Source organism: Shewanella sp. DW31 (assembly GCF_015767295.1).
GTDB lineage: Bacteria > Pseudomonadota > Gammaproteobacteria > Enterobacterales > Shewanellaceae > Shewanella > Shewanella oncorhynchi.
The window spans coordinates 18,616-44,977 of record NZ_JADWMP020000032.1; the positions used below are offsets into that span (position 1 = coordinate 18,616).

Annotated in this window: 22 protein-coding genes; 10 read left to right on the plus strand and 12 right to left on the minus strand. The window is 48.1% G+C overall.

Going from position 1 to position 26,362, the window contains the following annotated elements; translation table 11 throughout:
* Positions 1 to 66: 66 nt before the first annotated feature.
* The 4 genes from GWI56_RS20190 to GWI56_RS20205 all read left to right on the plus strand — a co-directional run bounded on the left by GWI56_RS20190 (position 67) and on the right by GWI56_RS20205 (position 4,003).
* The gene (locus GWI56_RS20190) at positions 67 to 1,707 is read left to right on the plus strand and encodes an alpha/beta fold hydrolase (RefSeq protein WP_198573885.1); all 1,641 of its coding nucleotides are present in this window, start codon (positions 67 to 69) and stop codon (positions 1,705 to 1,707) included.
* Between the two features lie 3 nt (positions 1,708 to 1,710).
* A complete protein-coding gene (locus GWI56_RS20195) occupies positions 1,711 to 2,445 on the plus strand; it encodes an ATP-binding cassette domain-containing protein (protein ID WP_198573886.1) in 735 nt (244 codons plus the stop codon).
* An 82-nt stretch (positions 2,446 to 2,527) separates the two neighbouring features.
* Positions 2,528 to 3,676: an ABC transporter permease gene (locus GWI56_RS20200; RefSeq protein ID WP_198573887.1), complete on the plus strand. Its 1,149-nt coding sequence runs from the start codon at positions 2,528 to 2,530 to the stop codon at positions 3,674 to 3,676.
* A 78-nt stretch (positions 3,677 to 3,754) separates the two neighbouring features.
* Entirely contained in the window at positions 3,755 to 4,003 is a 249-nt protein-coding gene (locus GWI56_RS20205) for a hypothetical protein (RefSeq protein ID WP_198573888.1), read from the plus strand.
* Between the two features lie 73 nt (positions 4,004 to 4,076).
* Here the strand turns inward: GWI56_RS20205 and mog are convergent, their stop codons facing one another.
* The 4 genes from mog to GWI56_RS20225 form a co-directional block, all read right to left on the minus strand.
* Positions 4,077 to 4,610: a molybdopterin adenylyltransferase gene (gene mog, locus GWI56_RS20210; RefSeq protein WP_106648670.1), complete on the minus strand. Its 534-nt coding sequence runs from the start codon at positions 4,608 to 4,610 to the stop codon at positions 4,077 to 4,079.
* Between the two features lie 252 nt (positions 4,611 to 4,862).
* The gene (locus GWI56_RS20215; protein WP_198573889.1) at positions 4,863 to 5,822 is read right to left on the minus strand and encodes a carbohydrate kinase; all 960 of its coding nucleotides are present in this window, start codon (positions 5,820 to 5,822) and stop codon (positions 4,863 to 4,865) included.
* A 119-nt stretch (positions 5,823 to 5,941) separates the two neighbouring features.
* Positions 5,942 to 8,338: a TonB-dependent receptor gene (locus tag GWI56_RS20220; RefSeq protein WP_198573890.1), complete on the minus strand. Its 2,397-nt coding sequence runs from the start codon at positions 8,336 to 8,338 to the stop codon at positions 5,942 to 5,944.
* Between the two features lie 278 nt (positions 8,339 to 8,616).
* Positions 8,617 to 9,837: an MFS transporter gene (locus tag GWI56_RS20225; protein WP_198573891.1), complete on the minus strand. Its 1,221-nt coding sequence runs from the start codon at positions 9,835 to 9,837 to the stop codon at positions 8,617 to 8,619.
* Between the two features lie 260 nt (positions 9,838 to 10,097).
* On the opposite strand from GWI56_RS20225, the gene gtfA reads away from it, so the two are divergent.
* Entirely contained in the window at positions 10,098 to 11,576 is a 1,479-nt protein-coding gene (gene gtfA, locus GWI56_RS20230; protein ID WP_198573892.1) for a sucrose phosphorylase, read from the plus strand.
* A gap of 114 nt (positions 11,577 to 11,690) precedes the next feature.
* Here the strand turns inward: gtfA and GWI56_RS20235 are convergent, their stop codons facing one another.
* The 7 genes from GWI56_RS20235 to GWI56_RS20265 form a co-directional block, all read right to left on the minus strand.
* The gene (locus tag GWI56_RS20235; RefSeq protein WP_198573893.1) at positions 11,691 to 12,722 is read right to left on the minus strand and encodes a LacI family DNA-binding transcriptional regulator; all 1,032 of its coding nucleotides are present in this window, start codon (positions 12,720 to 12,722) and stop codon (positions 11,691 to 11,693) included.
* A 92-nt stretch (positions 12,723 to 12,814) separates the two neighbouring features.
* Positions 12,815 to 14,278: an MFS transporter gene (locus tag GWI56_RS20240; RefSeq protein ID WP_198573894.1), complete on the minus strand. Its 1,464-nt coding sequence runs from the start codon at positions 14,276 to 14,278 to the stop codon at positions 12,815 to 12,817.
* Positions 14,279 to 14,323: 45 nt separating this feature from the next.
* On the minus strand, positions 14,324 to 14,788 hold the full coding sequence (locus GWI56_RS20245) for an NlpC/P60 family protein (RefSeq protein WP_105250911.1): 465 nt from the start codon (positions 14,786 to 14,788) through the stop codon (positions 14,324 to 14,326).
* 135 nt (positions 14,789 to 14,923) lie between these two features.
* A complete protein-coding gene (locus tag GWI56_RS20250) occupies positions 14,924 to 15,661 on the minus strand; it encodes a sulfite exporter TauE/SafE family protein (RefSeq protein WP_198573895.1) in 738 nt (245 codons plus the stop codon).
* Positions 15,662 to 15,795: 134 nt separating this feature from the next.
* Positions 15,796 to 17,040, minus strand: a complete 1,245-nt coding sequence (locus GWI56_RS20255) for an MFS transporter (RefSeq protein WP_198573896.1) — start codon at positions 17,038 to 17,040, stop codon at positions 15,796 to 15,798.
* A 107-nt stretch (positions 17,041 to 17,147) separates the two neighbouring features.
* Positions 17,148 to 17,879 carry a LytTR family DNA-binding domain-containing protein gene (locus GWI56_RS20260; RefSeq protein ID WP_105250908.1) on the minus strand — a complete coding sequence of 244 codons (732 nt, stop codon included), beginning with the start codon at positions 17,877 to 17,879 and terminating at the stop codon, positions 17,148 to 17,150.
* On the minus strand, positions 17,873 to 19,546 hold the full coding sequence (locus GWI56_RS20265; protein WP_347339156.1) for a sensor histidine kinase: 1,674 nt from the start codon (positions 19,544 to 19,546) through the stop codon (positions 17,873 to 17,875). The genes GWI56_RS20260 and GWI56_RS20265 overlap by 7 nt, the downstream gene beginning before the upstream one ends.
* Before the next feature lie 585 nt (positions 19,547 to 20,131).
* On the opposite strand from GWI56_RS20265, the gene GWI56_RS20270 reads away from it, so the two are divergent.
* The 5 genes from GWI56_RS20270 (at position 20,132) to GWI56_RS20290 (ending at position 25,184) form a co-directional block, all read left to right on the plus strand.
* Positions 20,132 to 21,055, plus strand: a complete 924-nt coding sequence (locus GWI56_RS20270; protein ID WP_198573897.1) for a pirin family protein — start codon at positions 20,132 to 20,134, stop codon at positions 21,053 to 21,055.
* A 298-nt stretch (positions 21,056 to 21,353) separates the two neighbouring features.
* Positions 21,354 to 22,400, plus strand: coding sequence for an ATP-binding protein (locus GWI56_RS20275; RefSeq protein WP_198573898.1), 1,047 nt, complete (start codon positions 21,354 to 21,356; stop codon positions 22,398 to 22,400).
* On the plus strand, positions 22,401 to 23,084 hold the full coding sequence (locus tag GWI56_RS20280) for a response regulator transcription factor (protein WP_131524531.1): 684 nt from the start codon (positions 22,401 to 22,403) through the stop codon (positions 23,082 to 23,084).
* A 32-nt stretch (positions 23,085 to 23,116) separates the two neighbouring features.
* Entirely contained in the window at positions 23,117 to 23,818 is a 702-nt protein-coding gene (locus GWI56_RS20285) for a TrkA family potassium uptake protein (RefSeq protein WP_105250904.1), read from the plus strand.
* A gap of 1 nt (position 23,819) precedes the next feature.
* On the plus strand, positions 23,820 to 25,184 hold the full coding sequence (locus GWI56_RS20290; RefSeq protein WP_131524530.1) for a TrkH family potassium uptake protein: 1,365 nt from the start codon (positions 23,820 to 23,822) through the stop codon (positions 25,182 to 25,184).
* 408 nt (positions 25,185 to 25,592) lie between these two features.
* Here the strand turns inward: GWI56_RS20290 and GWI56_RS20295 are convergent, their stop codons facing one another.
* The gene (locus GWI56_RS20295; protein ID WP_011845975.1) at positions 25,593 to 25,973 is read right to left on the minus strand and encodes a DUF2511 domain-containing protein; all 381 of its coding nucleotides are present in this window, start codon (positions 25,971 to 25,973) and stop codon (positions 25,593 to 25,595) included.
* Positions 25,974 to 26,362 lie beyond the last annotated feature (389 nt).

Genomic DNA, 26,362 nt, shown 5'->3' on the forward strand with positions numbered 1-26,362 from the left:
TGATACACCGATACACCGGTATTTAAATTAACACACTCGTCCTGAAATGCAAAAAGGAAAGCGCGCATGATACATAGCATGACACACAGGAAGTTAAGCAACACAGTTCAACGCCTTGTGCCAACTCAGCCACGCCATGGTGCGACTAGTGCCACATGGCACACGCGTACTTTGAGAATGAGCGCCCTCATACTGGCAATGGCAAGTACGGCGACGTGGGCGAGTGATGTTAAAAGCCAAGAGACACAAGCGACGGCAGATATAGCTAGGAACATGGCGAATGACACCGACACTTGTTATGTGGAAGGCGTATCCGATCGCCTAAACTGCGGTTTTGTGACTGTGCCAGAAAACCCTAACAAACCCGATGGCAAACAGATCCAAGTGCATTACGTTGTTTTGCCTGCGGTGAAAAATGCCAACCATGAAGAAGCCTTGCTGGCGATTGCAGGCGGCCCAGGACAATCGGCCATAGAGAACGCGGCAGGTTTCGATGCCATGCTGAGCAAAGTTCGCCAACAGCGGGATATTTTACTGATCGATCAAAGGGGCACTGGCCGTTCGAATGTACTGGCCTGCGATGAAGGAGCTCAATCTCCACTGTCCTTCGATGACGATAATGTCGATACCTTAGCCGAAACGCAAAAATGCTTAGCCAAAATTGATGCCGACGTGACTCAATACGGCAGCCTCAATGCGATTAAAGACTTCGAAGCCGTACGTGCGCACTTAGGCTATAAAAAACTGCATATTTACGGCATCTCCTACGGCACTCGCATGGCGCAACTTTACATGCGTTTATATCCAGATCACTTAGCCACAGTGACCTTAGACGGCATAGTGCCCATGCAGCAAAGCGTATTGGAAATTGGCTCGGCGATTGATCGTGGCTTCGACTTATTGTTTAAGGATTGCCAAGCAACCGCCGCCTGTAACAGTCAATTCCCCGAGTTACAAGCGGACTTTGAGCGAGTCGACGCTAAGCTCGCCACAGGCCCTGTGATGGAAAACGTTTACGATCCCGTCACGGGCGAAAAAACCATGTTAACCATGACGCGCGGTAAATTCTCTGGCTCGATCCGCATGGCACTGTATCAAGCCAATGTGCGCGCCCTCTTGCCCCATGCGATTCATCAAGCATCGAAAAACAACTTCCAACCTATACTCGGCCTCTATGCCCTCACTATCGACAATGCTGGCATGGCGATGGGCATGCACGCATCCGTTGTGTGTGGCGAAGATATGCACCGCATTACTCCAACCATGCGCGAGCAGGCCAAAAAATCCTTTATGGGCAGAACCATGCTCGAAGGCTTAGAGGCGACTTGTTCAGTATGGAAAGTCCCTGCGGTCGATAACAGCTTTAGCGAGCCCATTAACAGTAACATTCCGACCTTGTTGTTATCCGGCGAAATCGACCCCGCCACCCCACCAAGCTGGGGCGAGTTAGCCATGGAAAAACTCACCAATGCCAAGCACTTTGTCGCTCCTTATGCGACCCACGGTGTGGCCTATCAATCCTGCGCCAATAACCTGATTGCCGATCTCGTTCGCTCGGGCTCAGTCAACGATCTCGACGGCGAATGTTTGAACAAAGATGTGCGCCGCAGCTTTTATTTAAATGCCAGCTCGGTAGAACCGCTTAATGCGACCAGCACAAAAACCACGACAACAGATGACCACGCCAGCACTGGAGCTAAGGAATAAGCCATGATTAAAGTATCCCATCTTTCCAAGCGCATCGGTGACGTGCAGGCGCTGAATGACTTAAGTTTCGTCGCACAAAACGGCCAAATCACAGGACTACTCGGCCCGAACGGGGCAGGTAAAACGACCTGTTTACGCACTATCTTTGGCCTGCTGAAACCCGATAACGGCAAGGCTGAAATCGAAGGCATAGATGTCGCCATCGACCCTATTGGCGCTAAACAGCAAGTCGGGCTATTCCCCGACCCTTTTGGTCTGTACGAACGCTTAACACCACGGGAATACATTCGCTATTTTGCCGAGCTAAGCGGCTTATCATCCAAGGACGCCAAAGAAGCCACCAGCCAAGTGATTGCAAAATTGCGCCTCGAAGACATTAGCGATCGCCGCTGCAAAGGCTTCTCCCAAGGACAAAGAATGAAAACCGCCCTCGCACAGGCAATCGTCCACAGCCCGAGCAATATTATCCTCGACGAGCCGACCCGTGGGCTGGATGTGATGAGCACTCGCCTATTGCGTGACATTCTTATCGATCTTAAAAATCAAGGACATTGCGTGCTGTTCTCGAGCCATGTGATGCAGGAAGTCGCCGCACTGTGTGACCAAGTGATCGTTATGGCCCAAGGTAGAGTCGTCGCCATTGGCAGCCCCACCGAACTGTGCACCCAAACGGGTAAAGACTCGCTCGAAGAAGCCTTTATTCAACTTATCGGCACGGATGAAGGGATAGCGGCATGATGACTCAAACTAACAAGAATGCAGGCAGCATCAATGATGTACAAGCTCAGATAGATAAGATCATGGATAAGGGAATGACAGCATGAATAAAATAATCGCTATGGTTCGTAAAGAACTCATCGATGCCGCCCGCGATAAGCGCTCTGTGATGGCGGGTCTGTACTACGCCATAGGCACGCCGCTGATCATGTGCGGCCTATTTATGGTGTTAATTGGCCAATTAACCAGCCCCGATGATTTGAAAATCACCATTAAAAATCCCGATAAAGCACCGGATTTAGTAAGATTTTTATCGAATAAGGGCATCACTCAAGGCGCAGCCGATGGCTCTGACGCCAAAGACCTTAAAGCAATAGAACTGATCATCAGCACCGACTATGCCGCGCAAATGAACCAAGGCAAAAGCGCCGAAATCACTATCGTGGCCGATAACTCTGAGGAGAAACTGCAGAACTCGATTCGTAGACTCGAGAAACAACTGCAGGCCTACAGCGCTGAAATGGGCAGTTTACGTTTAATCGCCCGCGGTATTGACCCCCGCGTGGTGCAACCGCTTAAAGTGAATGTGCAAGACAAAGCCACTACAGACTCTAAAGGTGGGATGATCTTAGGTATCGCCATTTTCACTATGATCTACTCGGTATTTATCTCGGGGATGAACCTAGCTATCGACACCAGTGCCGGTGAGCGCGAACGTAACTCCTTGGCCCTGCTACTGAGCCATCCGCTGACCACTCGCCAATTAGTACTGTCAAAAATTATTGCGGTGAGCTTGTTCGCTCTGCTCGGTTTAGTGCTGATCTTGCTGGTGTCTAAAATCGCCTACGCCTTCGTGCCATGGCAGGAATTAGGCTTTAGCGTCAACATCACCACAGAATTTATGCTGCTGATGTTAGTGGTCGGCATCCCCGTCGCGTTAATGGCCGCTTGTCTGCAACTGTTTGTGTCTTTTATGGCGAAAACCTTTAAGGAAGCTCAGTCCTATCTGACTATGGTGCTGTTTGTGCCCTTAGCCCTGTCGATGGCCGCAAGTTACAACATAGCGCCAGATATGCTGCAGTGGTTGCCCGTCTCGGGTCAGCAACAGGCATTAATGGACTTTATCAAAGGTAAAGACTTGCCCATGTTGCAGTTACTGGTTTCGACCTTAGGCACACTCGCCATTGCGATATTGCTCGCCTTTGGCATGGAAAGGTCGCTCAAGAGTGAAAAAGTGATCTTCGGTTTATAGGGCGCTTCGATTGATAAACTTGGGACGATAACCAAGTCGTTCCCAAGTTGAAAACCTCAGTAGCTACGGGAGTTTGTTATGGAAAACGAATTTGTCTTAATGGTGATTATGGTCACCTTCATTATTGGCCTCAGCGCCACTGAAATGTTTAAACACTATCTAAAGGCGCGCCAACTTAGAGTGGGCACCGCAGACGATAGGCACCTTGAGGACAAAGTGACTCAACTCAGCCTACAAAACCAAACACTAATTGAGCGAATACAAGTGCTTGAAAAAATAGTGACAGAGCCAGAGTACGAGCTAAAGCAACAGATTAATCAGTTATGAACCCTAAGCTCCTCAAACAACAAAGCCACTGGATTTTCAGTGGCTTTATTTTTTTACAGGCTCGATAGCAAGATTACTTAGCCTTAGGCCTGAATGGTTTGATAACCGACTCATTGCACTCTAAATACGGGCCTTCCATCAAGTCGATACAGTAAGGAATGGCGGGGAACACGGCATCTAAACATTCGCGAATCGATTTTGGCTTGCCGGGCAAGTTCACAATCAATGAATCACCACGTAACCCTGCGGTTTGGCGCGATAAAATGGCGGTAGGCACAAATTTTAATGACTCAGCGCGCATCAACTCACCGAAGCCTGGCATCATGCGATCGCAGACGGCTTCTGTCGCTTCTGGGGTGACATCGCGTTTCGCAGGTCCTGTGCCGCCCGTAGTGACAATCAAACAGCAATCCTGCTCGTCGGCCATCTTGATCAGCGTCGCTTCAATCACATCCTGCTCATCGGGGATCACTTGATAAATCGGCTCCCACTCGCTGGTGAGATAGTCGTTGAGCGTGTCGATAATCGCCTTGCCTGAGATATCTTCATAAATTCCCGCGCTGGCGCGATCGCTGACCGTCACAATACCGATTTTTGCTTTGCTCATAGGAAATCCCCAATGATGTTGAAATGAAACATGCCGAAGTGAAAATTGTCGACATCAAACATGGAAGAAGCCGCTACAGCTTCGACCTTAAGCCGCAGCTAAAATAGCATAAATGCTCGGAAAAGGGGGCGACTAAAACGTGATGGGGTTCGCGCTATGCTATTGAAAAGTGGCGGGCAGAAAATCTACACGAGAAGAATCCAAGGAAACTCAACAGGCTCGCCTTGGATATTATCGTTAATATAGCAAGGATTAGCTGACCTGCGCTAACGTAGGTAAGGAAGGAAATGCGCCTTTTTGCCCGCAGGTAATCGCGCCGCAGCGAGTGGCAAAAACCACCGCCGCCTCTAAGTGTTCTTTGCTTTCGAGCCTTTGTTTCAAGGTTAAATGGCCTAAATCGTATTGCAGATCTAAACCTAAGGCGAACAGAAATCCTGAGATAAAACTGTCGCCCGCCGCCGTAGTATCGACGGCTGAGATTTGGGGGACGGGTACGCTAAACCTTTGCTGCCCTGTGATGCATTGCACTGGATTGGCACCATCGGTGACCAAAATCACCTCAACCCCTTGGGCGAGGCAAAACTGCAGATAATCTTCAAAACTCTTATCCCGCGCTAACGCTAAGTAGTCCGCTTCTTCGCGGCTCATTTTCAGCACTTGGGTGTAACGGAAACACTGCTCAACCCGCTCGGCCAACAAGGACGTGTCCTGCCACAGGGATAAACGCAGGTTCACATCGAAACTCACTAAGGTCGCGAACGCATTGGCACAACGCGCACCATAAAGGCTAGTGTTAAAGATGGCAGTTTCAGTAAAGGTATTAGAGCAAAGGTGAAAGATATCAATCCCCTGCCATGGAATATGGTCGAAATGCTGATTGCTGTAGCGCATATCGGCGGTGCCATTTCGATTGAACTCAAAGGTGCGTTCACCCTGTTCATCTAAATTGACCAGTACAGTCGCGGTAGCGGCGCCCGACACTTCGGCCAAATAATCGGTCGCCACACCCTGCTCCGCTAAGGCTTGCTTTAACATGACACCGTAATGGTCGGCGCTGATGCCACCGGCAAAATAACTCTGACCGCCGAGTTTAGCGTAACCTACGGCCACATTGGCGGGCGCGCCACCGGCAATCGGCTGATGATGTTTGCCTGTGGCATCGGTTGGCAGCAAGTCTACTAACACCTCACCGAAACTGAGTAATACCGTCATTTCCACTCCAACTTTGTATTCTATATTCTGCATTCTATATCAGGCAAAAAGCCCACTTTCATGGGCTGTTTTGGGCTTAGCATTTTTTCTGTAAAAACAGTTTCTGTACCAACATCCGCTTAGAACTCGTATTTCAGCGTCGCACTCGTGGTGCGGCCATTAATAGTACGGGCACGGATGATATTGTTATCAGGGATTGAGCCTTCTTCCGCCTCAGTAATACCCGTGACATTAAACAAGTTGTTGACGTTTAAGGACACACTCATGGCTTCGGTCAGATTGTAAGTCGCGAAAGTATTCACTTGGTTGTAGCCATCGAAGCTTAAGTCGTTATTATCTTGAGCATAAGAATCCGTGGTACCGATTAAGTTAACGCCCACAGAACCTTGGTCAAAGTTGTAACGGCCCATCAAGGAGTAGATAAAGTCAGCCTGTCTTCTCGGGGTATTACCCACCACTTCTGGCGTCAATGCATCTTTAGCAATCTCAGCATCGGTCCAGGTTAGGTTGCCTCTAAAGTCGAAGTCACCGATAAAATAGGCCGACTCGATTTCGATACCTTTGGCTTTGTACTTACGGTCGAAGAAACGTTGGCTGGTAGCTTCAAAGTTTTGCTCTTCGGTTTCAGAGTAGAACGCCGTCGCAAACACCGACAAATCATCATAACGGTACTTAACCCCTAACTCGTACTGATCGACGATATCAACCGCATCTTCCTTCGCCACTGAACCATCGGCACGCACTTTACCAAACAATAGACGGTCGGCATTGGCGCGGCCACCGTGGCTCAACCGACCGAAGGCAGCTAAGTCACTGGCAAATTGATAGTTAGCACCTAATGAGTAAGAGGTGTAACTCCAATCGTAATTTACTGGCTGAGGGTTCGCATTATCAATAGAAGACACGCTCTGCTCAGGGATTGAAATCACCCCATCGAGATTCATATCCACTTGCGATTGCACGCTACCTGCGTAGTTACCGCTCGCATCACCACTGTCATAACGCACACTGGCATCAAGCGATAAGTCACCAAAACTCGAGGCTAACGCGAGGTAAGGCGCTTTAATGGTGTAGTCGGTATCGTAATTACGTTGGCAACAATTTCCCCAGTAAGGTACGCCATAACCATAGAGGCCATTGTCAGAATAGGCCGTACCATCGGCGGCAACCACATCTAATAGCGCGGCATTATCGCCTTTGACTTCCATCAAATAAGAGTTCCACATCCAACTCATGCCGATGTTTTGGGTGGCGTTGTAATAGCCTAAGGTCACGCTGGTATCGTCGAAGGTTTTAGTCAATTTAAAATCGTTTACGATTGAGCCAAAGTCATTCATCTGCACATCAAAGGTATTGATACGCATGGCTAAACCGTCCATCTGACTACCCGCATTAGGTCCATTGGCGTAAATCAACTTAGCGCCAGTGCCTGCAATACTGGTGGCAATGTCGCTACCGTTGGCCACTTCGGCTGGGAATGGCGCGATGAAGTTACCGCTCACATCGGAGAAACGGAAACGGTTTTCTACCTGCCAATCGTTACCTAAATCGAATGAGGCTTCTAAGCCGACAGAATTAACCACTGGATTCATGCCATCGCGCATATCGCCACGGCGACGTTCGCCATCGGCACCTAAGCTCAAGGTTGATTGGAAATACGCGGATTGAATCGCATCGGATTTCGCATCAAAACCTGGGATTGAACTGCCATCCGAGTACATAGGCATAGGTAAGTAACCAATGCTTTTATCGTCTAAATGTTTGAAATACAGGCGAACATAACCCTTATCAAATTCTTTGGTTAAGTTCGCTTTGATCTGGCCGCCTTTGTTGGCGTTATAGCCAGCGTCGCGTGGGCCTTCACCGGTGCGCACAAAACCACCCACATGGAAACGCAAGCTGTCGTTGATGCTAGTGCCGTATTCAAAATCGGTACGGAAAGTGTCGTAATCCAACCCTAAAGTGGTAGCCACACTGCCCGAATCCGAAGTACCGGTTTTACTGATCACGTTGATAATGCCGCCAGGGGCATTACTGGCCGCAGTCGATGCAGAGCCGCCACGGATAGATTCAATGGTTTGCACTGTTGAATCTAAGCGTAAAAAGATGTCTGCGTTACCAAAGGCGATATCGCCAAACTGTAGGATTGGCAAACCATCTTCTTGAATTTGCAGGAACTTAGCACCACCAGACGCCACAGGTAAACCACGCACAGCTATGTTAGCGTTACCTTCACCGCCAGTAGACTCGACCTTCATCCCCGGAATAATACGGAATGCTTCGGCCGATGAACGCGGCGTACTCACTTCAAGCTCAGCCAGTGACACACTACTGACTGACACACTCGAATCCATAACACGAGTGCCACGGGCAACCCCAGTAACAGTAATTCTTTCTAAACCTAACGCGTCTTTCTTAGCTTCTTCCTGTTGTGGTACGTCGGCTGCCCAAAGGTGAGAACTCACCAACACGGCCAATGTACTTAACAAGAATTTCTGTGATGTGCTTTTTATCATTTTTATGTCCCCACCCATATTTGAGATGCAGCCCTATCTCCCCATGGCTACATCTACCGAATTGTGATTAATCGAAGAACCATCTTAGTGATTGTTCAAGGTCATATTGAACTGAACCCCGAATCAACTTAATCGATTAAGTTAACAAGTTAGCAACTTAATAACAAAAAGCAAGTGTGTTTTTTGCACAATTTTGGTTCGCACTCTGGGTGTACCATATCAACATATTGATTAATTGAAGAAATGTGACAGAAAAATATTTTCTGTCACAGCCCAAATTAGTGCGCATCGAAAGTTAACACATGACGAGCAGGATCTTTAACGAGATTAAATCCGCTCAGGAGGCATAACAAAATGGCAAAACCAGTGGCGAGGTAGAAGCCATATTTAACATGGCCGAAAATATCGCCCACGAACCCCATCAACAAGGGCCCTACGGCAGCGGACACGGCAGTAAAAAACAGAATCACCCCAGCCACAGAGCCATGCTGATCCACAGGGAAACAGCTAATCCCCTTAGAGTTAAGCGTGGGATACATCATCGACATAAACAGCCCAGACAAGGGCAGCAAGACAACAGCCGCTTCAATGCCGTAGATCATAGACCCAAGATAACAAGCACTTATCGCGAAGCTAAACCAGAACATTACTTGCTGCCACGGGAAGCGATCGAGCACCCAACCCCCTAAAAAGCGCCCACCCGCACGCAGGGTAAAAAAGATCGTCAGGGCATAGGCGGCCAATGTGGTGTAATCACCTTGATAGCTTTGCAGCAAGGTCGGCATCCACACGTAAATCGCCACTTCGGTGGCAACATATAAACCTATCGCGAGTGAGAACCCTAATGCATAAGGGTTTTTCATCATCTTAAAGGTGCTGGCAAGGTTAATGGCATCCGTCGAGGAACGTTTGATTTGCGGATAATCCGCTCGGTAAGCTAACCAACACAGCACTAAACAGAAGCAACCCGCGCCAAAATACAGATACTTCCAAGAGACGCCGCTGATCAGTAAATAACTAACGATGGCCGGCCCTATCATGGCACCGACACCAAAGTAGCCCTCTACCGTATTCATAGTGCTCGAATGCTGTTTTGAGGAAGTCGAGATATCGCCAATAAGCCCCAGCGCGCCGGTTTTAAAGACGCCAATCGCCGTGCCGACAAAGGCGAGTAGGAACAAGAAATAGTAAAACGATTCCCCCAGCGCGAACATGAAGCAGGCGAGCGCGAATAACAATAACCCCAATAGAATGGTTAACTTACGCCCTATCTTATCCGCCAAGAAGCCTAAAAACAGTCCACTCACCGCGATAAAAATCATCGGCATATAGTGAAAGGCACTGGCCTGCGACATGGACAAACCAAACTGGGATATCAACTCTGGAATAATGACACCCACGGCATCAGAGGTCATAGCGAACATGAAAAACATTAAATATGTGAGTACCCGAATACGGGTATGATTGCGGTTATCGCAACCTTTTGAATCACTTACCATACCATTTCACCTTATCGTTATTATACCTACTCGCTCTCAGCAGCTCAGTGACAGCATGCTGAAAGGGTTTCGGCTTTTGTGTACAGCAGTGAGCCAGCCTCCCCCAAAACTTGAGACTAACTCAAAAATCCAACAAACCACTTGAATAATGTTTCATATTGGTTAAATATACAACTTAATCGATTAAGTTTAGTTGTGCAATCAATTAACGATTGCCATAAACCTTTACTCTAAAAAGACAACTCAAGCGTGGGCAAAGTATGAAAAACCAAGTGCAACTGATCACCTATGTCGACAGAATTACGAATGCAGGGCTCAAGGAGCTCAAAGCACTGCTCGATGACGAGCTGCAAGGTCTATTCGGCGGCGTACATCTTTTGCCTTTCTATTTCCCCATTGACGGCAGCGATGCGGGCTTCGATCCGATAGACCATGTGCAAGTCGATTCACGCTTAGGCAATTGGGATGACGTTAAACGCATTGGTGATGATTACGACATCATGGCCGACCTTATCGTTAACCACATGTCCGCCGAGTCGCCCGAATTTAAAGACGTACTCAAACACGGCAAACAATCGGCTTACTGGGATTTATTTTTAACCAAAGACAAGGTATTTCCTGAAGGGTTAAGCGCGCAAGATCAAGCCGCTATCTATCGTCCACGCCCGGGCAGTTGCTTCAGCACTTACACCTTAGCCGATGGCTCGACCGAAGAGTTTTGGACCACCTTTACCCGCAATCAAATCGATATCGACGTTCATTCCGCCGCGGGTAAAGATTATTTAAACCGAGTGCTGGCGCGTTTCGACCACAGTAAAGTGAATCTGATCCGTTTAGATGCGGCGGGCTATGCGATTAAAAAGCCCGGCACTAGCTGCTTTATGATTGAAGAGTCCTTCGAGTTCGTGGATAAATTAGCTAAGCAGGCCAATGCGTTAGGTATGACAACGCTGGCCGAAATTCATTCGCACCACATGACTCAGGTCGAGATCGCCAAGCGGGTCGATATGGTGTACGACTTCGCCCTGCCACCACTCATCTTGCACACGCTATTTAGCCAAGATTGCCAAGCCTTGACCCATTGGCTGGAAATGGCGCCGCGCAACTGCATTACCGTACTCGACACCCACGACGGCATCGGCATTATCGACGTCGGCCCTATGGATGGCTTGCGCGGATTATTGACCGAAAATCAAATCGATAATCTGGTTGAAACCATACATGGCAACAGTAAGGGCGAGAGTCTTCAAGCCACAGGCGCGGCCGCCAGTAACGTCGATTTATATCAAATCAACTGCACCTATTACGATGCGCTCGGCCAGAATGACTTAGATTATTTGATGGCGCGGGCGATTCAGTTTTTCGCACCGGGTATTCCGCAGGTGTATTACGCGGGTCTGCTGGCGATTCCAAATGATATGGAACTGCTCAACAACACCCATGTCGGTCGCGATATTAATCGTCCTTACTTGAACCGTGAAAAAGTGCAACAAGCGTTACAGAAACCTGTAGTTAAGGCGCTGACTCAACTGATTAAACTGCGTAATAGCAGCCCAGCCTTCGATGGCCGATTTACGATGGCATCAGCAGAACGCACGTTAACCTTATCTTGGACAGCGGCCGATTCGCAGGCGAGCCTCACCCTCGATTTTGCCAATAAAGAGGGTCAAATCATCCTCTTAGATAAGCAAGGTAAAAAGACAGAAATATCGTTATCAAAACTGCTGGCTCAAGCATAAGCTTGCGTTCCTGTTCGGGCTTGAGCTTGGGTTTAAGTTCAAGCTAAGCGGCATATTTTTGAGATAGCAAAAAGGCGCATTCAATGCGCCTTTTTTAGTTAAAAGATGTAGAGACTAGCAGCTCTTACCGAGGCGTAATTCATAGCCCAAAACTTCCGCATGCACAGCATCACTAACAAACATTTGTGCCGCTTTTCGGCCCTTTTGCTCAGAGTATTGATAGACAGTCGTTAACGGCGGGTTTGAACGTGTGCCTTCGTCTATGCCATCAAACCCTACTACGCGCACATCTTCGGGAACACTCAGCCCCATGGCCTGCGCCTCACCGAGCACACTCAAGGCGATTAAATCACTCATGCATAAAAACACATTCGGCCGCGGAGTCGAGTTCAGCGCTTCTTTTGCCGCAATTTGCGCATATTCCGCATTGCTCTCGGGGATATTCCAAATGCGATCATTGCCAAGCGTTACACCCATTTCTTCAATCGCTTGCAAGTAACCCTGCAACCTTTGATGAGCAATAGACATATCGATTTCGAGCAGATTTAAATCATAAACCCGGCACGTTAAGTGGGTATCGAGCAAACGTAACCCTAAAATGGCCACATTGTCTGCGGGCGATTGCAATGCCAGTTTCGCCACTTCATAGGCGGCTAACTTATTGTCTATGCTCACTGATGCATTGCGGTGGATATCAAAATCGACCGTGACGACCTTTTTCTTTACCTGCTTTAACTGCTCGGCCAACAGGGCATTGCGCGGACGACCATAACAAATAAAACCATCCACAAAATCGGCTACCGCATTTACACTGTCTGAACTGCCCGAAAACAGCAGCAAATTGAGTTTTTCTTGCTCCAAGACAGAGGCTACGCCCTTCATAAATTTACTGGCGACGGGATCGGACACCATGTATTCCACGCTATCCGACAGCACCAAGGCGACAGTATCGAACTTGCCCTTACGTAGGGATTGAGCCGCTTTATTTGGTCCGAAATAACCCAACTTAGTGCAAGCCGCTAAAATTTCATTACGACGTTTTTCCGATAATTGATCGGGGCGATTAAACGCGTTAGACACAGTGGCATTAGAGACACCCAACTCGTTGGCTATGCTCTTTAGGGTCCAGTGTTTTGTTATTGTCATGCTTATGTCCTGGAATCGAATAAGGCCACAAAAATACGGCTCAGCGCAAATAGTACACGGCTTAAATGGGTCGTGCACCTGCAAATCTAGGCTTACTGCGCAGTTTCGCTATCATGATCTTTTAATGCCGTCGCAGGGGATAAAAAACCGACTATCGCGGCGCACAATGCCACACCCGCAGCGGCCATAAATCCATATTGGAAGGCGTGATGCACCACCTCTGTCGGCAGAGTTTTAATGGTGGCGATGCCAAGCTCTGAACCCTTGAGTGGCAGCAGACTATAAAGCAGCACACTAAATAACGCAGTGCCAATAGCGGCGCCCATAGAACGACATAGCGACACCATAGCCGTGATCTGGCTGAGTCGCGCCTTGCCCGACACGCTCTGCACCACGAGCTGCACACTCGGCATCACAGTCCCTAGCCCTATTCCGACCAATACACCTAAGCCGCCGATCACATTGGCATTGGGCGGAACAAAACTAATCAATAACAAGCCGATAAAAGCTAAGCTCATACCAAAGGTCGGCAACCACTTAGGCGCGACATCTTTGCTTAACAGTCGGCCTGCTATCGTCGAGCCTGTGACGATACCGAAGGTCATAGGCAAGAGCAGTAAACCGGTTTTAGCGGGATTAGTGTGTAAGCCCACCTGCAGATAAATCGGCAGGAAGAAGATCATCGCAAACAAACAGGCCGCAAACAGCGCCGCCGTTAGCAGTGGCATATACACGGCCTTCTTCACCAGTAAATCTAACGGCAGAAACGGACTCGCCAATCGCCGTTCCCACAATAACAAGCCTAAAATGCCAACTACCACAAAGACGGCAAAACCTAAGCTGGTCGCAGAAAGCCAAGCAAACTCTTGCCCCGCCATAGATAACCAATACAACAGCGCAGTGATAATTGCCGGAAACAAGACCACGCCCACTAAATCAAACTTGCCTTGGCGAACGGGTTTAACGCTGCGCTTATGTAAGCCATTGAGCCGCCATACGGCCAGCATAGCCAGTGGAATATTCGCCCAAAACAGCCAATGCCACGAATAGGCATGCACCACAATCCCGCCAATCACAGGGCCGCCGACACTCGCGAGGGTAAACATAGCGGCAAAATAGCCTTGGAAACGCGCCCGCTGCCGAATGGGCACTAACTCACCAATTAAGGATTGGGACAAACTCATCAAACCGCCACCGCCCATGCCCTGCAAGATACGTCCGGCGATCATGTGGTCCATAGTGCCTGCACTCGCCGAAACGATAGAGCCCAGTGCAAAAATCACTAAGGCGATCATCAGGATTTTCGCGCGACCGAAGTTATCTCCTAACCAGCCATAAATCGGCACAGAAGCGGCCATCGCCAGCATATAGCCGATAGTGATCCACGAGGCTTGGCGCAGACCGCCAAGATCTTCAACTATGGCTGGCGTCGCCGTCGCGAGTAAGGTTTGATCAACCGCGGCCAAAAACATGGGCAAGAATACGGCGGAGAAAATGGCGAGAAAAACAGAAGTAGGTAAAGGGTCACTCTGGGATAACGCAGGCTCTAAGGACATATTGTCTCCGCTAACTCATAAGCCCAAGTGCATAAAGAAGATATGTTAAATCCGCCGTGCATTCCAATACTTAGACGCCCAATAACTGTTGTGCAGGCTCGAAATCTTCACCCCTTGGCTAGTGGAAACGTGGAGAAAATTATCGCCTCCTACATAAATGCCGACATGGTGTGTGCTCCAGCCCGTCTTGAAAAATACCAAGTCCCCCTTGCGCAGTTGATTTCTCGGCACGGGTTTACCTAAGGCTTGTTGCTCTTCGACTGTGCGCGGTAAGGTCATACCCAACATCTTCTGATAGGCGACAGACACAAAGGCCGAGCAATCTATGCCACGCTTAGTGCCACCACCAAGGCGATAAGGTACTCCACGCCACTCAGAATGCAGTTCGGAGATATTGCTATCATTCCAAACCGTGGCGGGTTCAACTTGCTTTACCACAGGCTTAGGTTCTGGCGCGCTAGCACAAGCGCCAAGGCCTAAGGCTAAGATAACTATCAGTAATCGTTTCATAGCTTCAAACTCATTGCAGGCAGGTTTCACAGTAACGTAATTTTGAGTTTTTATCAGGTAAATTCAGGCGGCTGGGGATCAAAACGCCCCAACACCCGCGTACTCTAGCAGACTAATATAACCTAAAGCTTAAAACTATAACGACGTCCACAATAAACGCACACCCACCAGCACCATTAAAATCAATATGATGCGTTTAAATAACCTATCGTCAATTTTATCTTGAATGAACAAACCTAACTTTACCCCTAACCATGCAAGCGGTACCAACAGCAGAGAAACGATAATATTCTCTTGGTTAATCTGCCCAAGCAAACTGTAAGGAACAAGTTTAACCAGATTCACCACCGCAAAAAACACCACGGCAGTGGCTAAAAACTCTGCCTTGGCCAAGCGCAACGGCAACAAATAAGCATTGAGTGGCGGCCCGCCCGCATGGGCAACAAAGCTCGTAAATCCGGCGGTTAAGCCACACAAGCGCCCAACCAGAGGTGAAGGTGATGCTTGAGTTTTATCCCCAAGGATCAAACCATACAAACCAAAACCTAAGGACACACAGCCTAGAATCGCCCGTAAGTAATCTTCGTTTAATCGTTCGAACAACAGATAAGCGATAAAAATTCCCACAATCGCCGCGGGTAAGAGGATCCATAAATGACGCGGATTATGTTGCCCCCACCAAGAACGTACACTTAAAAAATCCATATAAATCAGCAGTGGTAACATGACTGCCGCCGCTGTAGCAGGGCTAATGGCCAGCGCCAATAGCGGGACAGTTAAGCCGCCCACGCCACCCGCAAAACCGGATTTAGAAATCCCAGTAATCAATACTGCAGGTATCGCCACCAACCAAAAAAGAGGGTCCGTTAACATCAACACATCCTGAATAACGCTTTATGGCTATCAAGTTACCTGTTGTTGAAGTGATAAAAAAGCAAAAAATCCGCAGCCATTTAGCTGCGGATTTTTGTTTTAGCTTTTGGCTAGGCCGGACTAAGAGTTTGTGCTTACGCCGATTCTGCCGTCATGTTCACTAAGCGCGGTGTGCTCTTAGTCGCTTTCTTGGCTGACACTGGGGTTTTAGGCTCTGGCATACGAATGGTTAATGACATGACTAACGCCACTACCAGCAACACTAAAATCACGTTGAAGGTTGCAATAAAGCCACCAAATAACGAGGCGACAATCGAACCGATAATGCTGCCGACACCAAAACCTAAGTAGATAACGCCATAGTTTTTAGTCAGGTTATTCAGGCCGAAGAAGTCGCTCACCAGTGATGGATAGACAGTAATAGTGCCACCAAAGCTAAAGGCAACGCAGGCGACCGCGACGAAGAACAGGTTAGCATTCAAAGGAATGAACAACAGTAACACCATACCGACTAAGGTGATGATCTGCGCCAGCGAAATAACCCGAATGCGGGGGATTTTGTCCGACAGAATACCCAGCACTAAACGACCACTGAGGTTCGCCATAGCAATCACAGCAACAGCATTGGCGGCGACCAGTACAGGCAAGTCGACCATCTTCTCGCCGATATCTTTAGCCACACCAATCACATACAAACCACTCATACAGGCAGACAGGAACATCAGCGCCAGCATCCAGTATTGCGGCTTACGCATGGCTTCTGCGAGGGTGAAGTCGCGGCTTTCGGCCTGCTGACTTGCGGCTGATTGTGCAGGCGCATCTTTCATCAACATACCGCCACATAACACCAGCGCCATGGCGATCAGGCCCCACAGTTGGAAGGTGGTTTCAAGGCCAGTGTTTTCGAGTAACAGCACGTTAATGTATTTAAATCCGAGGCTACCTAGACCATAAGCGCCAATCGCTAACGCCGAAATCAGCCCTTTGCGTTCGGGGAACCACTTCACGCAGTTAGACAAGGTCATCAAGTAGCCAGTGCCATCGGCAAAGCCCACTAAAATCCCTGCGCACAGGTAAAGCATCATCAAGTTGCTGGCTTGGGCAGTGAGTAAGAATCCAACGCCGAGTAGCAGGCCTGCGCCTAAGGTGACATTACGTACGCCAAAACGTTCCTGTAATTTGCCCGCCATGGAAGATGCCACGGCCAAAGACAAACTCAGCAAACCAAACACAAACGCCACTTGGCTGACGGGTTCGTCGAGCTTAACGGCCAACTGCGCATTGAACAGGCTCCAAGTGTAAACTGAGCCGAGTGCAAACTGGGTGATAATAGTACCAACTAAGGTCAGGTACCGAGTACGGTTCATCTCTTTAGTCATGATGCATCTCGCTTTAGGGGATCAGGAATTGAGTCCACTATAAGAGAGATGCGATTCGCGCCGATCAATTAAGGCATGAAATACAGATCTGCAGGAATGAATGACAATTACAGCCTCATCAGCTGTCGAAAAGCCTTAATATTACTACGGCTAACGGGCACCTCGAACGACAAATCATGCAACCTAATCAGGTAAGTACTATTGAACCAAGGCACGATTTCGCGGATCTTGTTGATATTGACGCAATAGGAACGGTGACAGCGAAAAAAACCTTCAGCAGGCAAACGACTCACAAACTCACTGATGGTCATCTGCATCACATAACGGTCGGTGCGGGTGTACACATAGGTGAGTTTTTCATCTGCCTCGGCATAATAAATTTGCTCGCAGGGCGTGACGATAATCCGCTCACCTTTGACTAAATTCACGGTTCGACTAGTGTTACTCGCGGCCTCATGTTGCGGCTTTGGTGCTTGCCGCCCCACCTGTTCAATCTTCTGCAATAAGCTGATGATCCGCGGTTCATTGTAGGGCTTGAGAATATAATCGAAGGCTTCGAGCTCAAACGCTTCTACTGCAAATTCTTTATAGGCAGTAACAAACACCACATGGGGAGGATGGGTCGATTTATGCAGATTCTTCGCCAACAAGAGGCCATCAATGGACGGTATTTGGATATCCAAAAACACCACATCGACCTCGTGATCCTGCAAATATTTAAAGGCCTCTAAGCCATCCTCGAAGCTAGCCACTATGTCTATCTCACTGTGGCTCTTCACTAAATACTCTAGCTCCTCACGGGCGAGATATTCATCTTCAACTATGATGGCTTTTAACATACTTGCGCCTCATTTTCCGGTAAGTAAAAACTGACTTCAGTCCCCGGTTCGAGCCGTTTAAGCTGCAAACCTTCGCCGTACAATAACTTCACTCTCTGGTGCACATTCATCAGCCCAATACTGCTGCTTTCTACAAGGCCAGCAGCTACGCCATCAATCACCTCTTGGCGGATCCCATAGCCAGTATCGCGCACGGCGACGCGAATGCCTGCATCGAGTTTTTTCACTTCTATGGTCACTCTGCCCGGTGCACTGCGCGGCTGAATGCCGTGCAAAATCGCGTTTTCCACCAGCGGCTGTAACAAGAGGCAAGGTACACAAAAATGCACATCGTCGACATCGAAGATCACTTCAAGCTTGTCGCCAAAGCGCGCCTGCTCGATCGCCACATAATCACGGACTTGTTTCACTTCTTCTTGGATATCAATCAGCTCATCGCCTTTAGCCAAGTTATAGCGCAGATAATCGGCCAGATTAGCAATCAACTCCCGCGCCTGCTGTGGCCGAATACGGATCAAAGAAGAAATCGCATTGAGGGCATTAAATAAAAAGTGCGGGTTAATCTTGCTCTGCAACGCCGTAAACTCCGCCTTGCGGGTCATCTCTTGCAGTTGCTCGATACGCGACACTTCCATCTGGGTCGAAATCAGCTGCGACAAACCCACGGCCATCTCCCGCAACGAGCTAGTGATACGATAGGTATTGCGATAGTAAATCTTCAGCGTGCCACTCACAGTGCCGTTTTCGCGCAGCGGGATTATGATGACCGAATGAAAATCCGATAAATGATATTGGCGTAAGTCATTGTTAATAATGTTTTGATCTTGCTCTATCGCCCTTTGAGTCATTTCGCTAATCGCTTGATGACCATCGACCTCGTAGTAATCTTTGCCAACGCCCATATAGGCTAATACATCGCGAGTATCGGTAATCGCCACGGCATCGGCATGGATTTCATTGCGGATCACAGCGCAAACTTGCTCTAAGGCATGGCGGTCAATCTTGCGGAAAAAGGGTAAGGTTTTATTGGCAATATCCAGCGCGAGCTTGGCCTGCTTAGCGGCAATCAACTCTTTCTCATCGTCGAGATCCTGCACTAACTTGATAATCAGTCCGATACACACAGTACCCGCAATCATGGGATAGGCAATATGACTCACTATCTCAACGCCCACCTCGTGTGGCTCTGTCAGCAACCAAATCAACAACATGGTCAGCGTTTCGCACAACATGCCCGCCGCAATGCCATAAATCCACAACTTAGATTTGGGACATTTGTAATAAATCCACGTCGCCATAAGGCCAGCAATAATGCTAGCGATTAAACACGGGATAGAAGTATCACCATCCATATCAATAAGATATCTATGCAGCCCCGACAGCACGCCCGCAGGAATACCCACCCAAGGGCCAAATAGAATCCCGCCAGAAATAATCGCAATAATCCGCACGTTGACCAACGCGCCTTCAACCTCAATGCCGGTATAAGTACTAAATACCGCAAATAAGCAAAATATCGCCGCCACAGAAACCAACTCTGCGGGGGTATGATTACGCTTTTGGAATAAACGCTGAAACGGTCGAGTGCGAGTTAAAAAGAACAAGGTCATCAGCATCAAGGCCGCCCGTTCAAATACCGCCAGTAACATCATTTGATTTTCGAGCACGCTTTCTCCTTGATCTATCACGCTGAATCACAGCCCAACGTTATATTTACCAATGATATATTTATGAGTGTTAAGCCTGTACGCTGAATGGATTAGGGTGAAGACAGGCTTTGCCGCCAACACAAGCTCCCATAAAAGATAGACTCGATTTTGCAGATCCAACGTAAGACATGGATGATAAAAATCACCGAGCCCCAAACTTGTCAAACACTCGTATTTAGGCTCGAGTAAAACATCAAACGCTAATGCCCACATAAATACAGGCTTGCTAAAGTAAAGGACAGATAAAAGTCCCATTCACGCGGGCTCAGTCACACATTCGTACTTGAATTAGGCTATCAAAGTGTATCGAAGGAGAATTTGAAGATCCTAAAACACGTTAAGTTAACCACTAAAAAGTGCAATTGCCCTCTATCAGGTCACTGCCACAATTTGCAAAATCGACCGGAATACCCGAAGCTAAAACCTTCGGCTCGAATGCAAGATGAGATCTGCCCCCATGCGAGATTCTAGGTTCACACTTAGCTGCGCTGAACCGAGCCAAACTGAACTGAGCATGCCCTAGTAATGGAATAAGGAGCGAACATGAGTGAACTACAAGCACAGTTTTATGGTGGCCCTAAGGAATGTCCTATTGAAAATGGCCGCATTCAAGCTCAACGGATTGCCCCCAAAATCAGTGATGTCGGCGGCATACCTGTCGCACGGGCTATTCCACAAAAAGAGCGCCGCCTTATCGGCCCTTGGTGCTTTCTCGACCATATTGGCCCAATCACCGACGGCCCGCAGTTAAACGTCGGCCAACATCCACACATTGGGTTGCAAACCTTTACTTGGATGCTCGAAGGCGAAATCATGCACAGGGACAGCCTCGGCAGTGCTCAAGTGATCCGCCCAAAACAAGTTAACCTGATGACAGCCGGACACGGCATAGCCCACACCGAAGAGTCGATAGCGGGCCATCACACTATGCACGCAGCCCAACTATGGATAGCCTTACCACTAGAGCACAAAGATACCACTCCGAGATTCGATCACTACCCAGAGCTACCGACTTGGCACGAGTCAGGCGTCGAATTCACCCTACTGATTGGCAGTTGGCATCATAAACAGGCGCCCACATTACACTTCTCACCTATCGTTGCCATAGATCTGTTTGCCGCCCATGACGCTGAACTCACTCTGAATCTCGACCCTAGTTTCGAATATGCCCTCATGCCACTGGAAGGCCGCTTCCAAATCGAGGATGACAGTTTTGATAATAACCACCTCGCCTACCTTGGCATGCTACGCGAAACCATCACCATAAAACTCGAGGCGGGTTGTCGCATACTGCTGATTGGCGGCGCGCCACTGGCTGATCCTGTCAGCATTTGGTGGAACTTTGTCGGCCATAGCAAAGATGAAATAGTCAAAGCACAGGCAGATTGGGAAGCCGAAGATCCCCGCTTCGCCGCCGTTACTGGCTATAGTGGCAAACGCTTAGTGCCCCCACCAATACCTTGGTGATGCTTAGCTCAATGACGGGCAACTCAATGACAGGCAGGTAAATAATTCAGGGTTAGTGGTTGGATAGGCACTTTGGCATCTTACGTAATGGCCTGCGCCTAGGTTAAGGCTTACAACATAAGTGTATGCGGTAAGCCTTATCATTTACCCAAAGTGTGATGTGAACAAGCTCGATTTGCCTAAGCTAAGTGCAAGCTAAGCCACTCACAAGGTTACAAATTTTACGACATTTTTACGCGCTATCTTAAAATGCCTTTGCTAAAGTACAGGCACTTTCTTTATATGCGTCTTTCTATTCATGACTTCATCCATAGCGGCTCCCATGACACAATACTGGCGTTCGCACCCGACTTTATTTACCTTCATAGTGCTAGTGACGGCCATTTTCAGCAGCGCCTTTATCGATCACTTTTCAAACTCGACTATCGCCGTACTGCTGATTTTACAATTGGCCGTAGTGGCCGTAGCCCTACAATGCAACGCAAACTTGGCCTATTTTGCAGCAGTGTTTGAGGCGACCAGCTTTAATTTTCTATTTACCACACCACGTTATTCACTCCAGATGTTTAATCTTGAGGACATTCTCAATCTCAGTGTGTTTCTGCTTGTCGCCCTCACTACCAGCAAATTAGCCGAACACTATCGACGTCAACAAGATGCTCTCGAACAAGCTCAGTTACGCAACAGTATTTTGCTGTCGGTTTCCCACGATTTACGCACCCCACTCGCCACTATCATTGGCACGCTCACCACCTTAAAGGAATACATGCCTAAGCTCAGCCCAGACCAAAAGGATGAGCTGATTGATAGCGCGGCGGCCGAAAGCCATCGCCTGCACCAATATATCGAAAACCTGCTGCAAGCCACTAAGTTACAACACGGCGCACTCAAGTTTAGCTTGAGTGAAGACGCCATAATGAATGTATTGCACCAAGCTATTGCCCGTTTTCCAGCCACGCAGCCGCGCATTATCATCAAGAGTGACGCCGATCTACCGTCACTCTTGATATGCAGCTCATTGATTGAGCAAGCTATTTTTAATGTATTGGATAATGCGCTGCGCTATTCGCCTTCTGATAAGCAAGTCATAGTAAAGGCGTATCAGCAGGGCGATGCGTTACTGTTAGATATCCAAGATGAGGGTCTTGGCATAGAACCCGCTCAAGCGCAGGCAATTTTTGAACTCTTTTATCGCCAACATCCCTCAACCGATAGCGGCTCGGGCCTTGGGCTTGCTGTTGCTAAGGGCATAATTACCGCCCATGGTGGCCAGATCAGCGCCGAACCTGTCGCTCATGGCAGCCTTATTCGTATCGCATTGCCGATAAAAAAGGGAGAGGAATAAATGGCTTATAAGGTGCTGGTTGTCGATGACGAAGCGCAAATCCACACTTTTATGCGGATATCTTTAGAAGCGGAAGGATTCGAATATCATGGCGCCGCCTCGATTGCCTCTGCCCTCGCCCAATATCATGCGCAGCAGCCACATGTGTTAGTGCTCGATCTTGGCCTACCCGATGGTGATGGCATCAGCTTGCTGCAAACCCTACGTCAGAGTGACAAAGTGCCAGTGCTTATCTTAACCGCCCGCGATCAAGAGGAAGAAAAAATTCGTCTTTTGGAAGCAGGCGCCAATGACTATCTCAGCAAGCCATTTGGGATCAGGGAGTTAATCGCGCGCATCAAGGTTTTAGTCCGCGATTTAGTCGATGAACCGCCATTAAGTGATTTACTGCAGTTTGGCGCACTTAAGTTGCAAAAAAGTACCCACCAGCTTTGGCTCGATCAGCAAGAAATCGCCTTAACCAAAAAGGAGTTTGCCCTGATGGAGACCTTAATGTCTCACCCTGGTCAGCTCGTTAAACAAACTGAATTACTGCGGGATATTTGGGGTAAAACCCATCAAGAAGACAGTCATTATCTGCGGATCTTAGTCAGTCAGTTACGTAAAAAACTCAATGACAGCAGCGAGCAACAGCTCATTAAGACAGAAGCGGGCCTAGGTTATCGCTTAACAAACAATAGATAAGCATTTGTTATAAAATAGAAAAGGATATTTTAATGGCACATTTTACCGTTATTGGCTTAGGGAGATTTGGTGTCGCCGCTAGCCTAGAATTGATCCACTTAGGCCACACGGTCACTGGCGTGGATAGTGACCCTAAAATGGTGGAAAAATACGTAGAAGACTTAACCGAAGCGGTTATTTGTGATTGTTCCGACGAAGCCGCACTTCGTGAGCTAGACCTCGCAAACAGTGAAGCCGTACTGGTCGCAATTGGCGAAGATATGCAATCAAGTTTGCTGTGCACCTTGGCGCTCAAGAATCTAGGCGTAGAAGTCATTTGGGTCAAGGCCAGCACTAAAGCCCATCACACTATCGTCTCTAAACTCGGCGTCGCCCGCATCATACATCCAGAGGAAGAAATGGGCATACGTGTCGCCCAGTCACTCAACTATCCTATGGTGAACAATTTCCTGCCGATTGGTGATGGTCTCTATGTGGTCGAAATCCATATCAAGCCTCACCTTGATCAAACTACTGTCAGCCAACTCCTCGGCGCTGCACAGGATGATGTTAAAGATGATGCAAAAAGCAATGTGATACGCAATCCTAAAGGCAAAGTCGCCGCCATTATGGTTAAGCGGGATCTGACGGTTTTCAGCAAAATTGATAGTCAATTTATCCTGCAAACGAATGACGCCTTACTGCTCTGCGGTAGCCGTACTGAGCTCAAATACCTAGCGCCAAGGTTGGTGTAACTTGGTTCAATGGCATCCCTCCATCATGGCGATTGAGCATAAACCCAAATCGAGTAAAAAGCTGTTAGGCGCACCGCCCTTTATCCTAAGCGTGAGCTTTGCATTGTTGATCATCTTAGGCACTTGCTTACTCAAACTGCCGATAGCAACCGAATCGTCTATTACGTGGCTACAAAGTCTGTTCACGGCCACCTCGGCAGTAACAGTGACAGGGCTGGTTGTTGTCGATACTGGCACTGTTTTTACGCCCTTTGGGCAAATCGTCATAGCGCTGTTAATTCAATGCGGTGGACTTGGGCTGATGACCTTCGCCATTGTCACCTTGATCGCCATTGGCGGCAGAATTGGTTTTTTACACCAAACAGTCGCAAAAGAGGCTTTTAATCAAACAGATACATCGACTCTAGTGTCAACGGCAAAATCAGTGTTAGTGTTTTCTCTACTGGTTGAAGCCGTAGGCATGGCCATTCTTTCAGTGTACTGGAGTCAGGAACTCGGTTGGCAAACCAGCTTATTCCACGGTTTTTTCTACACCATCAGCGCCTTTAACAACGCAGGTTTTGCCCTCAGTGCCGACAGCCTAATGCCCTATGTTGCCGATCCTGTCATTAATCTCACCATCACGGGCCTGCTCATCATAGGTGGCCTTGGATTCTCGGTGTGGATAGATCTTCGTAGGAACAAACGTTGGTCAAAACTCAGCGTTTACAGCCGCATGATGATCACAGGCACTATGATTATCAACGCCGTCGCAGTGATTGCGATTTACTTTATTGAGTACAACAACCCCAATACCTTGGCGCCCTTAAGCGAACTCGGTAAATGGTTAGCCTCATGGTTTCAAGCCGTTACACCGCGCACCGCAGGCTTTAATACCCTAGCAATTGACCAACTCGAAGATGGTACAACGCTACTCATGCTGGTATTGATGTTTATCGGCGGCGGCTCATTAAGTACCGCCAGCGGCATTAAAGTCGTCACCTTTATGGTGCTGATTTTGGCCACTTATGGTTATTTACGCCGCGACGAAGCCATCTATGTGTTTAAACGGGAAATCCCCAAAGACACTGTCAGCAAAGCCTTGGCGCTAACCATGATCTCCATTGGCGTCACTTGGCTAGCCATCTTCGCACTGGTATTAAGTGAAAACGCACCGTTAATTGATATCGTCTTTGAGGCCGTATCGGCACTGGGCACAGTCGGTTTGTCCCGCGGTTTGACAGGCAACTTAACCACTCTAGGCCAAGCCATCATCATTTTTATAATGTTCATGGGTCGCCTAGGCCCACTCGTACTCGCCTACTTCCTCGCCAGCCCAAGGACCAAGAAACTGCGCTACGCAGAAACCAAATTAGCAATTGGGTAAGGATTGATTGATGGGTGGGTTACACACCAAATTTACTGATCATCAAATAGGAATGATGTTGAGCAAGCGAGGTAATTGAGTTGGCTCTGAAAGCGCTGAATTATAGGCGAGCCATGGTATTTGCTCGACGACACGCAGCTAGTCCATCCGTGGATGCTCGACCGCCCCGTCCATGGGGCGGACGGTCGTCTCGCTAATCACCATGGCTCTCCTGTTTAACATCGGTGTAGCCTATTTGTTTTAAAGAAGATATGTGACTCGTTTTTGGACAAAAGCGTGATAGATTCCTAACTCTAATTTTTGAGTTTCGGATTAAAATTTCTATAAATTAACGCCGTGCGCATGCGCGCGAACTTGTGAGCGCCGCAGGCCCCGAGTGCCGCACCTTGTTAGGACGGGCAAATTTCATTACTTGCATAATTTAAGGCCGCTATCCAAAACTGGACTAATACTAATTTTGGTTGGCGATCCCATTGATTTTATAACTTCATCAACAGCAGTATTTTCTGCCTTAGCAATTTCGGCTGCCATTTCAAAAAATGCGGGGTCATCTTTCCAGATTGCATTAATTTCAGAGTAACCTTGAGTTTTAGCCACACCATTTACAGCATATGTTTTTCCATTAGAATGAAAAATAACAGCATTATTTTTGCATTCTACATGCCCTGATGAAACGGTTAATGGCCACTTTTCTCCATATTGCTCTTTCGTTAATTCCAGTCCTGGCTTAGAGCAACCGGAAAGAAATAGAACAAGGCTTACGGAGAAAACATTTAAAAGCTTAAGCATGATATTTCCTTATATAGTCCTAACGTCTTAGTATTTATGCGCTGCGCTGTTTGCAGGGCATAAATCGCTTGTTGGACTTGGCCGCTGCCACATCCGTGTAAATGGGTATGAATGATGCTATAGGAATTTGCTTTTTTGCGGTAGCGGTTTTTTATACGGTTTGATGGGTAATCACTTGATATCGTTTTAGCTTTCTCATTTTTCGCGCTTATTTTTTGCTGATGAATCGCGATCTAACGACTCAAAACTCCAAGGAATACACCTCCCCTCGGAGTTGCCGCAGGGCGAATAGACAAATTGCGTGAGTTCGGTCATGGATAATGGAATGGACCCATCCACTTTTAATCGGCCTCGCAATGGGCCACGATGTAGTCGCTAAAACTCATCAG

What these genes read in the sequence shown, in the direction of transcription:
- GWI56_RS20240 (WP_198573894.1), bottom strand. Translation starts at nt 14,278, where the DNA reads ATGTCCTTAGAGCCTGCGTTATCCCAGAGTGACCCTTTACCTACTTCT.
- GWI56_RS20255 (WP_198573896.1), bottom strand. Translation starts at nt 17,040, where the DNA reads ATGACTAAAGAGATGAACCGTACTCGGTACCTGACCTTAGTTGGTACT.
- GWI56_RS20295 (WP_011845975.1), bottom strand. Translation starts at nt 25,973, where the DNA reads ATGCTTAAGCTTTTAAATGTTTTCTCCGTAAGCCTTGTTCTATTTCTT.
- GWI56_RS20245 (WP_105250911.1), bottom strand. Translation starts at nt 14,788, where the DNA reads ATGAAACGATTACTGATAGTTATCTTAGCCTTAGGCCTTGGCGCTTGT.
- GWI56_RS20260 (WP_105250908.1), bottom strand. Translation starts at nt 17,879, where the DNA reads ATGTTAAAAGCCATCATAGTTGAAGATGAATATCTCGCCCGTGAGGAG.
- GWI56_RS20285 (WP_105250904.1), top strand. Translation starts at nt 23,117, where the DNA reads ATGGCACATTTTACCGTTATTGGCTTAGGGAGATTTGGTGTCGCCGCT.
- GWI56_RS20235 (WP_198573893.1), bottom strand. Translation starts at nt 12,722, where the DNA reads ATGACAATAACAAAACACTGGACCCTAAAGAGCATAGCCAACGAGTTG.
- GWI56_RS20270 (WP_198573897.1), top strand. Translation starts at nt 20,132, where the DNA reads ATGAGTGAACTACAAGCACAGTTTTATGGTGGCCCTAAGGAATGTCCT.
- GWI56_RS20200 (WP_198573887.1), top strand. Translation starts at nt 2,528, where the DNA reads ATGAATAAAATAATCGCTATGGTTCGTAAAGAACTCATCGATGCCGCC.
- GWI56_RS20215 (WP_198573889.1), bottom strand. Translation starts at nt 5,822, where the DNA reads ATGACGGTATTACTCAGTTTCGGTGAGGTGTTAGTAGACTTGCTGCCA.
- GWI56_RS20205 (WP_198573888.1), top strand. Translation starts at nt 3,755, where the DNA reads ATGGAAAACGAATTTGTCTTAATGGTGATTATGGTCACCTTCATTATT.
- GWI56_RS20190 (WP_198573885.1), top strand. Translation starts at nt 67, where the DNA reads ATGATACATAGCATGACACACAGGAAGTTAAGCAACACAGTTCAACGC.
- GWI56_RS20275 (WP_198573898.1), top strand. Translation starts at nt 21,354, where the DNA reads ATGACTTCATCCATAGCGGCTCCCATGACACAATACTGGCGTTCGCAC.
- GWI56_RS20280 (WP_131524531.1), top strand. Translation starts at nt 22,401, where the DNA reads ATGGCTTATAAGGTGCTGGTTGTCGATGACGAAGCGCAAATCCACACT.
- GWI56_RS20225 (WP_198573891.1), bottom strand. Translation starts at nt 9,837, where the DNA reads ATGGTAAGTGATTCAAAAGGTTGCGATAACCGCAATCATACCCGTATT.
- GWI56_RS20195 (WP_198573886.1), top strand. Translation starts at nt 1,711, where the DNA reads ATGATTAAAGTATCCCATCTTTCCAAGCGCATCGGTGACGTGCAGGCG.
- gtfA (WP_198573892.1), top strand. Translation starts at nt 10,098, where the DNA reads ATGAAAAACCAAGTGCAACTGATCACCTATGTCGACAGAATTACGAAT.
- mog (WP_106648670.1), bottom strand. Translation starts at nt 4,610, where the DNA reads ATGAGCAAAGCAAAAATCGGTATTGTGACGGTCAGCGATCGCGCCAGC.
- GWI56_RS20250 (WP_198573895.1), bottom strand. Translation starts at nt 15,661, where the DNA reads ATGTTAACGGACCCTCTTTTTTGGTTGGTGGCGATACCTGCAGTATTG.
- GWI56_RS20220 (WP_198573890.1), bottom strand. Translation starts at nt 8,338, where the DNA reads ATGATAAAAAGCACATCACAGAAATTCTTGTTAAGTACATTGGCCGTG.